The sequence below is a fragment of the Leisingera sp. SA215 genome (assembly GCF_055902035.1).
In genome coordinates this window covers 1-12,882 of sequence record NZ_JBVVXU010000055.1, presented here as the reverse complement: position 1 = coordinate 12,882, position 12,882 = coordinate 1, and the positions used below count along the sequence as shown (strand labels likewise).

Genomic DNA, 12,882 nt, shown 5'->3' with positions numbered 1-12,882 from the left:
TCGTCGCGGATGCGGATGAAACATGTGACCAAGGAAGAGCTGGCGAAGATGGATGCCGACAGCGACCGCTGCGCGCTGGAACTGTCGGATGCCAAGGTTGATGTGATGGGCTATGCCTGCCTCGTGGCAATCATGTCGATGGGCCACGGTTATCACCGCACATCGCAGGAGCGTCTGCACGGGGTGACCCGTGACAACGACGCCGAAGCCCCGGTGGTGACCTCCGCTGGTGCGCTGGTCGAGGGGATCAAGGCGATCGGCGCCAAGAAGGTCGCGGTGGTCGCGCCCTACATGAAGCCGCTGACCGAAATGGTGGTGGAGTATATCCGCAACGAAGGCATCGAAGTGGTGACCTGGCGGGCGCTGGAGATTTCCGACAACCTCGCCGTGGCGGCGCATGACCCGATGAACCTGCCCGGCATCGTGTCTGAAATGGACACCAGCGATGTGGACGCAGTTGTTCTGTCGGCCTGTGTGCAGATGCCGTCGCTGCCGGCCGTGTCCACCGTCGAGGCGCAGGTGGGCAAGCCGGTTCTGACCGCGGCCATCGCAACCACCTGGCAGATGCTGAAGGCGCTGGATCTCGACACCCGCGTTCCCGGCGGCGGCACCCTGCTGTCCGGCGCGTATTGAGGGAGCAGACCATGATCAAAGGATACAATATTCACGCCAACGGCATCCGCCAGCACCTGATCCGCTACGCCGGACCGGAAGGCGCGCCGGAACTCCTCATCATTCCGGGCATTACCTCGCCCGCGATCACCTGGGGCTTTGTCGCTGAACGGCTGGCCGAGCGGTTCGACGTTCACGTGCTGGACGTGCGCGGCCGCGGTCTGTCTGAGACGGGCGATCTCGACTACACGCTGGACGCGCTGGCCGATGATGCGCTTGCGCTGGCGCGGCAGATGAATAACCCCATTGTCATGGGCCATTCGATGGGCGCGCGGGTCGCGATCCGAGCCAATGCCCGCGATGCGGAACCCTTTGCCGGGCATATCCTGGTCGATCCGCCGATGAGCGGCCCGATGCGCCGCGCCTACCCGTCGAAATGGCCGTGGTATGGCGACAGCATCGTGATGGCCGCCAAGGGCTGTTCGGCAGAGGACATGCGCGCCTATTGCCCGACCTGGAGCGACGAGCAGCTGGCGCTGCGCGCCGAGTGGCTGCATACCTGCCACTGGGGTGCGATCCGCACCGCATTTGACGGCTTTCACACCGATGACATCCATCAGGACATCCCCAGGATCGACAAACCGGCCCGGCTGGTGATCGCGGGCGGTGCCACCGTTGTGGATGCGGATGATCAGGCCGAAGTGGCTGAGTTGAACCCGAAGATCGAACAGCGGATCGTGCCCGGCGCGGGCCACATGATCCCCTGGGACGATCTTGAGGGGTTCTTGGCTGCCGTTCTCGACTTCACCGCATAACAAAATACGACATTAGGGAGAAACATGATGGACCATCAGAGCTTTACCGAGATCTGCCTGCATCAGCTGAAAATGTCCGGCGTGCAGAAGGACGAGCGTCTGGTTGTGCTTACCCAAGGCAACGAGCGCCTGGATTATGCCGATGCCTTCATGGCCGCCGGGCGCATCCTGGGCGCCAACATGTACCACATGCGCCTGCCCGCGCCGCCGGTTGCCGGCGCCTGGGCGGTGGGCCAGACCGGACTGGCGGCGATGCCCGACGCGGTTGAGGCACTGAAGAACTGCGACATGCTGATCGACTGCATCTTCCTGCTGTTCTCGCCCGAGCAATTCGCCATTCAGGACGCGGGCACCCGCATCCTGACCGCGGTGGAACCGCCGGAGCTGCTGGCGCGGATGCTGCCCTCGCAGGAACTGCGCGAGAAGGTGGAAATCGGTGCAGAGTATCTGGCCAAGGCCAAGGTGATGCGGATCACCTCGCCGCATGGCACCGATGTGACCTACAAGCTCAACACCTATGAAACCGTGGCCGAATACGCCTGCACCGACACCCCGGGCCGCTGGGACCACTGGCCTTCGGGCTTTGTCTTCACCGGCGGCGATGATGACGGTGTCGACGGAACCATCGTGGTCGCGCCGGGCGATGTGCTGCTGCCGCAGAACATGTATGTGCGCGACCCGATCACCTATACCATCGAAAAGGGCTGGATCACCGACATCCGCGGCGGTCTCGATGCGGAGCTGGTCAAATCCTACATGGAGGCCTTCAACGATCCGCGCGGCATGGGCATGAGCCACGTGGGCTGGGGCATGAACCCCAACGCCAAATGGCACGGCATGACACCGGGCGAATTCCCCGGCGGCATGGGCATGGAGCCGCGCAGCTTCTATGGCAACGTGATGTTCTCCACCGGTCCCAACAACGAGCTGGGCGGGCCGAACGACACCGCCTGCCATCTCGACATTCCGATGCGCGGCTGTTCGCTGTTCCTCGATGACGAGCCGATCGTGATTGATGGCGATCTGGTGGTGAAGGAAATGCAAATGGAGCGCGGCTGAGGCCGGGCAGGAGGAGCGCAGCATGTCCCAGCAACAGGTTTATTCAGATGCGGGCTTTGGCCAAAAGGTCGCCCGCGGCAGCAAACCGGCCATCGTGGTAGTGGATTTCTCCTACGGGTTCACCGATACGCAATACCCGACCGCGGCCGATATGTCGGCGCAGATTGCGGCCACCCGCAGGCTGACCGACAAGGCCCGCGCGATGGGGCTGCCGGTGATCTATACCACCATCGCCTATCAGCCCTGGGAACGCGAGGCGCTGCCCTGGCTGAAAAAGGCGGCGGGCATGGCGGCGCTGCAGGCCGGCAGCCGCCTGGTGGAGATCGACACGGCCACGGGGATCACCCCCGCCGACCCGGTGATCGTGAAACACGGGGCATCGGCCTTTCACGGCACCAACCTGGCGGGGCTTCTGACCGGGGCAGGGGTGGATACTGTGGTGGTGGCGGGGGCGACGACATCCGGCTGTGTCCGGGCGACGGTGGTCGATGCGGTGCAGTCCGGCTTCAACGTTCTGGTGCCGGGGGACTGTTGCGCCGACCGCGCCCAAGCGCCGCATGACGCGAACCTCTACGACATGAACCAGAAATATGCCGACGTCACCGATGCTGATGACATCGAGAACTGGCTCGACAGCCTTGACTGATATCCTGGCCCCGAACCGAGGGCTGCATACAAATCTGAACACGGAGGAGACCCCAATGGCATTTCTTGAGAAAATCGTGACCGGAGCGGCCCTATGCCTGCTCGCCAGCGGGTTGGCGCAGGCGCAGGAGGTTACGCTACGCGTCGGACATGTGGAGGCCCTGCATTCGACCACGCATGTCATGCTGGAGTCCATTGCAAACGCGGTTGCGGAAGAGACCGATGGCGCAGTCGAGCTTCAGATTTTCCCGCAGGGCCAGTTGGGCGGACAGCGCGAGATGACCGAAGCCGTGCAGTTTGGCGCACTGGATGCCACCGCCGGTCCGGTCGCCTTTATGGGTGGGTTCAACCCGGTGGCGTCAATCATGGATATTCCCTTTCTCTATCCGGCGAATCCAGAAAAGGCCCAGGCCATTCGCGACGCGGGCTTTGCCGATGCCTTCTGCGACAGCTTCAACGATCTGGGTGTGACTTGCATCGGCCTCTATCCCAACGGCACCAAGCAATTCACCTCGAATGCGCCAATCACCGATCCTGCGGACTTCTCGGGCCAGACTTTCCGGGTCATGGAATCCAATGTGCTGGTCGAGTCGTTCAAATCCCTGGGCGTCACCGCGGTGCCGTTACCCTTTGGTGAGCTTTATACGGCGTTGCAGACCGGGATCGTCGACGGCGAGGAAAACCCCCTGGATACGATCTACAACATGAAGTTCTTCGAAGTGCAGGACTTTCTGACACTCTCCAATCACGGCGCGATCGAAAATGTGATCCTGTTCAATCCCGCAATCTGGTCCGGGCTGAAGGACAGCCACCGCGATGCGATCATTTCGGCACTGGAAGAGATCATCCCCGAGATGATTGCCCACAAGGTCGCCGCGGGCGAAGCCTCTCTGCAGCAAATCCGGGAAGCGGGTCTGAAGGTGCATCTCCTGTCCGAGGACGAACTGGCGCAGTTCCGTGCGCTGATGTTCCCCGCTGGCCGCGACACCTTTCTCAAACAGGCGGGCGGCAAAGGCGCAGTGATCTTCGAAATCTATCAGTCGGCCTATGACAAGGTCATGAACTAACGCCGGTTACCGGCTTGCAACACAAGGAAAAGCTGCGATGCAACGATTGCTTTGTGGTGTCCGTCTGATCGAAAGGGTCGGCGTCGTGGCACTCATTCTAACCATGACGGCCCTCTTCGCTTTCAACGTCCTGATCCGGTTGTTCGGGGGACCGCTGGCGGCGTCCTTCGGGTGGATTGACGAGGTGGTCCGCAGCTTGAACATCTTCCTAGTGTTCCTGGCCGCCGGGCTGGCGCTCGAACGCGGCAAACAGGTTGCGGTCGATACCTGGCGCGACCGGATCGCCAGCCGGACCGGGTTGCCGCTGCGGCGTTTACTCGACGCGGCGGGTTGCCTGTTCGCTCTTTACTTGGCCTGGATCAGCGGCATGACGGCAGCCTTCGTCTTTGCCTCGGGGCAGGTCAGCGCCACGCTCGGGGTGTCGACAGGCTGGCTCTATGTCGCGCCCTGCGGAGGCTTCGGGCTGCTGGCATTGCGCTACCTAGCCAGTTTCGTCGGCGCCATCGACCGGTTTGACCGGGTTGGGGAGGTGGTCGAATGATCCTCATCGCCGGTATCGCGGGCCTGACCGCCATTCTTCTGATCGTCGGGTTCGAAATGTTCGTGGTGCTGGGCATTCCTGCCCTTGCCATCAAGGCGGGATTTTTCGCCAATATGCCGGATTTGATCATTCCGCAACGGATGACGGCGGGCATAAACCAGACCTTGCTGCTGGCGATCCCATTTTTTCTTTTCGCGGCGCAGCTGATGGGGCAGGGGCAGATCGCGACCCGCCTGACCGATGTCGTCCGCGCCCTGGTTGGTCATTTGCGTGGTGGAATCGGCTATACCACTATCGGCGCGGCCATGGGTTTCGGCTCGGTCTCGGGCTCGGCGCCCGCCACCGTCGCTGCCATGGGCAAGATTCTCTATCCCGAACTCCGGCGGGTCAGGTTCCGCGACCGCTTTGCCCTTGGCCTGATCGTATCTTCGGCGGAAACCGCTCTTTTGATCCCGCCATCTATCACGCTGATCGTCTATGGCTGGATCACCGGCACGTCGATCTCCAAGTTGTTTGCGGCGGGGTTCGGCGTCGGACTCATCCTGGGCTTGGCTTTCGCTGTTTTGACCATGATCGAAGCCCGCCGCGCCGGCATCACCGGCGCCCCGCGCGCCAGCCTGGCAGAGATCATGCAGGCATTTCGGCGCGCCGGTTGGGCATTGGGGATGCCGGTGCTGATTCTCGGCGGAATATACAGCGGGCTGTTCACGCCGACCGAAGCCGCTGTGATGAGCGTGGTCTATGCGATCCTTGTCGAGATGTTCATCTATCGAAGCCTCGATCTGAAAACCCTGGTCCGGGTGGCTGAACAATCGGTGATCCAGAATACCGTGATCTTCCTGTTGCTGGCGATCGGTACGGTGCTATCCTACTTCATCACCCTGGCGCAGATCCCCACCATGCTGATCGGACTGCTGGAGCAGATGCAGGTCGGGCCGGTGGTCTTTCTGATGGTTGTGAACCTGGTGTTCGTCATTGCCGGGATGTTCATCGAGCCGACCTCGATCCAGGTCATGCTGGTGCCCGCGCTTTATCCAGTCGCCATGCATCTTGGTCTTGATCCCGTGCATTTCGGCATGATCGTCGCCGTCAATATCGCGCTCGGCATGGTTACGCCGCCCTTCGGTCTGGATCTGTTCGTGGCGTCTTCGACCTTGCAGAAACCGGTGACCAAAATCATCGCGGGGGTCTGGCCCTTCCTGGCCGTAAACCTCGTGGTGTTGCTCCTGATCACCTATGTATCTGGGCTTTCGACGCTCATCCCCAACCTTCTGTTCTAGGCGGAAGTTCACAATCTCGACTTGAAAAATGAAATTATACAGTATACTGTATAAATAGCAGATCACAGCAGCGGGAAAAGGAAATCATGACACCGAAGATCACATTCGAAGAACATTTCATGGCGCCCGGGTTCGAACGGCACTCAGAAGCATTCCTGAAGCTGATCCCGCGCGACCAGGCCGAGATTCTGACCCGCCGGCTGGGGGATTTCGATGATGAGCGCATCGAGATCATGGATCGTGGCAACATTGTCCGCACGGTTCTGTCGCTGACCGGTCCCGGGGCGCAGGGTGAAGAGCCGGAAACCGCCGTCAGGGCCGCGCAACGCGCGAATGACTTCCTGGCGGAAAAGATCGTGCTGCGACCGGATCGGTTGTCGGGCTTTGCAGCACTGCCGATGCATGACCCCGAAGCAGCCGCACTGGAATTGAACCGGGCGGTGAGCGATCTGGGTTTGCTCGGCTGCCTGGTGAACGGGCACAGCCAAGGCGTCTATTACGACGATCCCAAATACGATGTCTTCTGGGCCGAGCTTGAGCGGCTTGGCGTGCCATTCTATCTGCATCCTGTCAACGCCTATGCTACGCCGCATGTTCTGCAGGGGCAGCCAGTCCTGCATGGTGCGGTCTGGGGGTGGGGTGTCGAGACAGGCAGTCACGCATTGCGGTTGCTGTTCGCCGGCGTGTTCGACCGGTTCCCGAAAATGAAGCTGGTTCTCGGTCACATGGGCGAGGCGCTGCCTTTCCTGCGCTGGCGCTACGATTCCCGGTTCCACGCCTATCCTATGGGTGTCGAACTTGAACTGGCGCCGTCGGCCTATTTTACCCGCAACATCGTGATCACCACGTCAGGTGTCTGTTCACACCCCGCGCTGGAAGGCGCCCTGGGCGAAATGGGGTCGGATGGGGTAATGTTCTCGGTCGATTACCCCTACGAGGATTCCGATGCCGCAGTCGAATTCATCGAGACTGCGCCGATCGACGAGGATACGCGCCGCAAACTGTGCCATGACAATGCCGCTTCGCTGCTTGGCCTGCCGAAATTGTCCGGCTGCGAGGAGGCGAGGGCATGACCTGGCACGCCTCAATTCCGGCCGAAGAGGTACATGCCAAGGGGGCCATCGGCGTCGAGGTGGACGGCCTTCGGCTCGGGCTGTATTCCCTGGACGGCGAGATCTTCTGCAACGGAAATATCTGTACACATGCCTTCGCCATCCTGACCGATGGCCACATGGTGGATGGCTGCATCGAATGTCCTTTGCACCAGGGGCTGTTTGACATCCGCAGCGGCAAGGCTATGGGGCCGCCGGTAAGTCGCGACATTGCGACCTATGATGTAAAGGTCGAGGACGGCATCGTCTGGATTGATACCGAGGCGCGTGAACCCATCGCCGCGACGGTTCAGGGCAAAACCGACGCCGGTCCGGCACCCAGGGATTTCCGCCGTATGGTAATCGTCGGCGCGGGGCAGGCCGGGGCGGAAACGGCGCGCGCTGCCCGTGCGCACGGGTTTGGCGGCACCATCGTCATGCTGGGCGAAGAGGCGCATCCGCCCTACGAGCGCCCGCCGCTGTCCAAGGATCTGCTGCTGGGTCGGACCAGGCTTTGCGATGCGCATGTCTTCGAAGCGGATGAAACGGCGCGACTCAAGATTGATCTTCGGCTCAGCACGCGGGTCGACAGTATCGACCGGAAAGCCCGTCAGATCGTGCTCGAAGACGGCGAAACGCTGCCCTACGACATGTTGGTGATGGCCACCGGCGCGGCGGCGCGGCGCATCCCCCTGGACGGGGCTGACACGGTCGAGTTGCATTATCTGCGCGATGCCGGTGACAGCGAAAGGCTGGGTGCGGCATTGCAGAATGCCAGCAAGGTGGCGGTGATTGGCGGCGGTTTCATCGGCCTGGAACTGGCGTCCGCGGCGCAGTCTCTGGGTAAACAGGCCACGGTGATCGAGGCGCAGGATCGGCTTCTAAAACGGCTTCTGCCGGACGACGCGGGCGCCTTTCTGGCATGGGTGGCCGAACAGAACGGTGTCACGCTACATATCGGCGCTGGGGTGAAAGCTGTCTCGGATCGGGGCGTGGCTCTGGATGACGGCACGTTGGTCGAGGCCGATTGCATCATTGTGGGCGTCGGCGCCATTCCGAATGACGGTCTCGCCGCCAAGGCTGGGCTGGAAACCGCGGCCTCCGGTGGCATTATCGTCAATTCGCGCAACCAAAGCTCGGACTTCGCCATCTATGCCGTCGGTGACGTCGCGGTGATGCGGGACGAGATTTCGGGTCGTGAAGGCCGGGTGGAAAGCTGGCAGAACGCTCAGCTTTCGGCCGACCGCGCGGCGCGCGCCATCGCAGGTCAGGAGCCGGTGGCAGGGGAGTTGCCCTGGTTCTGGTCGGATCTGTTCGGCGGCACCCTGCAGATCGTCGGCGCGCCGGCCCCTGATCTCAAAACGGTGCGGCGTGACGGTGACGCGCCGGCCTTTTTCTGTCTCGACGGCGACGACCGTGTCGTCGCCTGTATCGACTTCGGGGATGCGGCCCTGCTGCGCGCTGCGCGCAACCTGATCGCTGGGGGGCATCCAGTCGATCCCGGGCAGCTTTCCGATCCCAATACCGATCTTGCCACGCTTGAGGAGGATGAAATGAAAATGATGCCGATCGAGAAGCGGTTTGTATGGCCCGCTTCTGGCCTGGACCGGATTCCCGACTGGGTCTACACCAGCCAGGAGATCTACGACCGTGAAGTGGAACGGATCTTTCGCGGCAAGACCTGGAACTATGTTGCCCTAGAGGCCGAGATCCCCAATACCGGCGATTTCGTGCGCTCCTATGTTGGCCCAACATCGGTCGTCGTGTCGCGCGATGCCGATGGCGGTGTCAACGTGTTCGAGAACCGCTGCGCCCATCGCGCGGCCGAATTCTGCCGCAAGCTGCGCGGCAATGCAGAGGAGTTCGTCTGTCCCTACCACGAATGGAGCTACGATCTGAAAGGCAACCTGGCCGGCGTGCCCTTCCGACGCGGCGCTGACGGCAAGGGGGGCATGGGGCCGGATTTCCGCCCCGAAAATCACAATCTGCGCAAGCTGAACGTTGCTACACGCAACGGCGCGATCTTCGCCTCCTTTAGCCAAGACGTCGGACCCTTCGAGGATTACCTTGGCGAGGAGATGCTCAAGGACTTCGACGCAGTCTTTTCTGGCCGCAAGCTGAAGGTGCTGGGCCACTACCGCCACACGCTCGACGGCAACTGGAAGCTCTACCCGGAAAACCTCAAGGATCCTTACCACGCGACCCTGCTGCACACTTTCCTGGTGACCTTCGGCCTGCTGGTCGCGGGCAACAAGTCGGCGATGATTGTCGATCCCAAGGGCTGTCATTCGACAATGGCCTCGGCTAAGAGCGACGGCGCGGTGTCGGAGGACAACAAGTCCCAGATGCGGGCCTATCGCGACGGCATGACCCTGGAGGATCCTCGCCTGATGGATTTCCATCCCGAGTTCGACAGCCCCTGGTCGGTGACGATGCAGGTGATCTGGCCCGGGCTGATCGTCCAGCGCGAAATGAATACGCTGGGCGTGCGTCAGATTGTTCCGACCGGCCCGAACGGGTTCACCATGATCTGGACTATGTTCGGCTATGAGGACGATGACGAAGAGATGACCCGTCACCGCCTGCGGCAGGGTAACCTGATGGGCCCGGCCGGGTTCTTGGGGCTAGAGGACAACGAGGCGATCAAGTTCGTTCAGGATGGGATGCTGGATTCGCCTGAGGGCGCGCACCTGGTGGCTCTGAACCCGGAGGTGCCGACCGGAACCTCTGACACGCTGATCTCGGAATCCGCGATACGCTCGATGTATCAATACTGGCGCAAGGAGATGGGACTGTGACCGAGATGCGCAACCTGTTCAAACCCGCTTCGGCCAGTGACACCCCTGCCGCACGCCGAGAGGCGCGGATGGCAGTGACGGAGTTCAATGCCGCCTATTGTACGGTTCTGGATGACGGTGATCTGATGGACTGGCCGGGCTTCTTCACCGAGGACGCCTTCTATAATATCACCAGCCGCGAGAACTTCGATCACAACATGCCCGTGGGTCTCGTCTATTGCGAAGGGCGCGGCATGATCGCAGACCGTGCATTGGCGATCAGTCAGACTTCGATGTTTGGTCCGCGTTATCTGCGCCACTACATTACCAACGAACGCGTCACAGGCATCGAAGAAGACGGGACCATCCTAGCCAGATGTAATTACATGCTCATTGAAACCCTTTCGGAACTGCCCGAGGGCCGGTTGCACCAAGCTGGACGCATGATTGATAGGTTCTGCCCACAGGAAGACGGTAGCTTGCTGTTATCCTCTCGGATCGCCGTTTACGATACTCTGTTGGTACCGAACGCGTTGGTGCTGCCTGTCTGATCCGGCCCGTGAAACCCTTCCCCGCCGCTCAGCAGGGAACTGGGGGCTCTTTATCCCGAAACAGAGAATGTCGGTCCTGCGTAGATAGGACCGGCTTCGCTATACGGGTTGAAAATTCAAGAATCTTTGGCATGCTCAAGGGGCGGCGCCCGAGACACTAGGGTCAGGATGCATTGATTTCCGCCGCACTGCATGATTCACGGCTCGGAAAATGGAGCTGTGACATGAGCGATCTTTTCTGGCTGACCGACGCCCAGATGGCGCGTCTGGAGCCCTTCTTCCCGAAGTCCCATGGCAAGCCGCGCGTCGATGACCGGCGTGTGTTGAGCGGGATTATCTTCATCAATCGCAACGGCTTACGATGGCGCGATGCGCCTGCAGCCTATGGCCCGCATAAGACGCTCTACAGCCGGTGGCAGCGTTGGAGCGACAAGGGCATCTTCGCGCGAATGATGGCCGGTCTGGCTGCCGGGCACGGCGAGACGAAGACCGTGATGATCGACGCCACCTACCTCAAGGCCCACCGAACAGCGACCAGCATGGGCGTGAAAAAGGGGGGCGTGGACGCCTGATTGGACGTACCAAAGGCGGCATGAACACCAAATTGCATGCCATTTGCGACAGCCAGGGGCGCCCGCTGAACCTGTTTGTGACCGCAGGGCAGGTGAGCGATTATATCGGCGCACGGGCGCTGCTCAGCAGCCTCCCAAGCGTCGATTGGTTGCTCGGGGACCGAGGCTATGACGCCGACTGGTTCCGAGAGGCGTTACAAGACAAAGGGATACGCGCCTGCATCCCCGGCCGAAAGCAACGCAAGATCCCGGTCAAATTCGACAAGCGCCGATACAGATGGCGCAACCGGATCGAGATCATGTTCGGCAGGCTTAAGGATTGGCGGCGCGTGGCAACCCGATACGACCGATGCCCCAAGGTCTTCCTCTCAGCCATCGCCCTCGCCGCAACCGTCATTTATTGGCTATGAGATGCCGTAACGGGGCCTGCGTCACGCACCGCCGTTGCCACTTGCCATATCAGCACCGCGCTGTCGCCATTCCCGTAATGAACCTAGATGGAGGATGACGGGATGAAGTTGTTTGTTGGATTGGATGTATCGCTATCGAAGACCTCGGTCTGCGTGATCAGCGAGCACGGCAAGATCATCAAAGAGGCTGAGACTGAAAGCGAACCCGAGGTTCTGACGCGCTGGCTCGACGATCTGGACGGCAGCATCGCGGCAATCGGTCTGGAGGCTGGGCCACTGTCGCAATGGCTGCATCGAGGGCTGACCGAAGCTGGCCTTGGTGCGGTTCTCATGGAAACGCGGCAGGTGAAAGGAGCGCTGAAAGCAATGCCGATCAAGACGGACCGTCGGGATGCCGAAGGGATTGCGCGCCTTCTCCACCTCGGCTGGTTCCGTCCGGTTCACTGTAAGTCGGTATCGGCTCAGGAAGTCCGCGCTGTTCTCGGCGCCCGGAAAGCCATTCAACAGGGCATGCTCGCATTGGAAATGTCGCTGCGTGGACTGCTACGAAACTTCGGTCTGAAGGTCGGTGCGATCTCTCGCGGTAGATTTGAGGCGCGCATTCGGCAATTGGCGGTTGGCAATCCAATGTTGGTAACTGCGACAGCACCTATGCTGCGGGCCAGAGAATCTCTACGACAGGAACTGGCTGGTCTCGAAAAGCGCGTGCGCCAGTATGCCGGAGACGATGCAGTATGCCGTCGTCTCATGACAATGCCGGGGATCGGTGCAGTCGTAGCGCTGACCTTCCGCGCAGCTGTCGATGATCCGGCCCGCTTTCGGTCTTCGAAGAGGGTTGGTCCTTGGGTTGGCTTGACGCCCTCACGCAACCAGTCCGGTGAACGGGATGTGTCAGGCGGCATCACCAAAGCCGGAGACGTCAATCTGAGGCGAGCATTATGCCAGGCAGCAACCGTCATGATGAACCGTGGCCGATCGACATGGCTGAGAACATGGGGAGCTCAGCTCGCGCAGCGGCGCGGTCGTAAAATCGCGATGGTCGCTCTCGCACGCCGCATCGCGGTCATTCTTCATCGTATTTGGGTAGATGGCACAACTTTCCAGTCAGCTGCGGCGCCGAACACTGTCTGACAGGATGATACCCCACCCGTTGCCTGCCTGATTGCAGGCTTTCGAGGTCCCGCAGGGACGTGGTTCCGATGATGCCGTGGTCTGGACTGTCGCTGACTTCCGTCAAGTACGCCTATGAGATGGGCACATCGGAATTACATCGAACCAGCATCATGTTGGCAGCCGCCGCGCTGACCACGAACCGAAGCATGTACCCCAAGGACCTCAGCCGAAAGCCGCGACAGAAGCCAAGACGGGCACCAAGAATATCAAAGAAACCGCTATGGCGGATCAATCGTCTTGCGCAAAACCGCTTGACTGGGACGCCCCCGTTACCGAAGTCCTGACCCTA

General features: G+C 61.1%; 12 protein-coding genes. All 12 read left to right on the top strand.

The annotated features are described in order from the left end of the window. The coding region (locus tag AC0KW6_RS22300) for a maleate cis-trans isomerase family protein (RefSeq protein WP_474035174.1) at positions 1-633 on the top strand (633 nt) is incomplete at its 5' end. 11 nt (positions 634-644) lie between these two features. Beyond that, positions 645-1,427, top strand: coding sequence for an alpha/beta fold hydrolase (locus AC0KW6_RS22295; RefSeq protein WP_323776516.1), 783 nt, complete (start codon positions 645-647; stop codon positions 1,425-1,427). A gap of 27 nt (positions 1,428-1,454) precedes the next feature. Beyond that, complete coding sequence (locus AC0KW6_RS22290; protein WP_474035175.1) at positions 1,455-2,486, top strand: 2,5-dihydroxypyridine 5,6-dioxygenase NicX family protein; 1,032 nt, start codon at positions 1,455-1,457, stop codon at positions 2,484-2,486. A gap of 22 nt (positions 2,487-2,508) precedes the next feature. Then, entirely contained in the window at positions 2,509-3,132 is a 624-nt protein-coding gene (locus AC0KW6_RS22285) for an isochorismatase family protein (protein WP_474036148.1), read from the top strand. A 55-nt stretch (positions 3,133-3,187) separates the two neighbouring features. Beyond that, positions 3,188-4,198: a TRAP transporter substrate-binding protein gene (locus AC0KW6_RS22280; RefSeq protein ID WP_474036147.1), complete on the top strand. Its 1,011-nt coding sequence runs from the start codon at positions 3,188-3,190 to the stop codon at positions 4,196-4,198. A gap of 85 nt (positions 4,199-4,283) precedes the next feature. After that, positions 4,284-4,739, top strand: coding sequence for a TRAP transporter small permease (locus AC0KW6_RS22275; protein WP_474036146.1), 456 nt, complete (start codon positions 4,284-4,286; stop codon positions 4,737-4,739). Next, on the top strand, positions 4,736-6,019 hold the full coding sequence (locus AC0KW6_RS22270) for a TRAP transporter large permease (protein ID WP_474036145.1): 1,284 nt from the start codon (positions 4,736-4,738) through the stop codon (positions 6,017-6,019). The genes AC0KW6_RS22275 and AC0KW6_RS22270 overlap by 4 nt, the downstream gene beginning before the upstream one ends. Positions 6,020-6,105: 86 nt before the next feature. Next, the gene (locus AC0KW6_RS22265; protein ID WP_474036144.1) at positions 6,106-7,092 is read left to right on the top strand and encodes an amidohydrolase family protein; all 987 of its coding nucleotides are present in this window, start codon (positions 6,106-6,108) and stop codon (positions 7,090-7,092) included. Next, the gene (locus AC0KW6_RS22260; protein ID WP_474036143.1) at positions 7,089-9,908 is read left to right on the top strand and encodes an FAD-dependent oxidoreductase; all 2,820 of its coding nucleotides are present in this window, start codon (positions 7,089-7,091) and stop codon (positions 9,906-9,908) included. Before AC0KW6_RS22265 ends, AC0KW6_RS22260 begins: the two co-directional genes overlap by 4 nt. 5 nt (positions 9,909-9,913) lie before the next feature. After that, entirely contained in the window at positions 9,914-10,438 is a 525-nt protein-coding gene (locus AC0KW6_RS22255) for an aromatic-ring-hydroxylating dioxygenase subunit beta (RefSeq protein ID WP_474036149.1), read from the top strand. Positions 10,439-10,662: 224 nt separating this feature from the next. After that, a protein-coding gene (locus AC0KW6_RS22250) for an IS5 family transposase (RefSeq protein WP_474036142.1) occupies positions 10,663-11,420 on the top strand; the annotation gives its coding sequence in 2 pieces (ribosomal slippage) (positions 10,663-10,984 and positions 10,984-11,420; 759 coding nt in all). 102 nt (positions 11,421-11,522) lie between these two features. Then, the gene (locus AC0KW6_RS22245) at positions 11,523-12,551 is read left to right on the top strand and encodes an IS110 family RNA-guided transposase (RefSeq protein ID WP_474035971.1); all 1,029 of its coding nucleotides are present in this window, start codon (positions 11,523-11,525) and stop codon (positions 12,549-12,551) included. Positions 12,552-12,882: the final 331 nt, after the last annotated feature.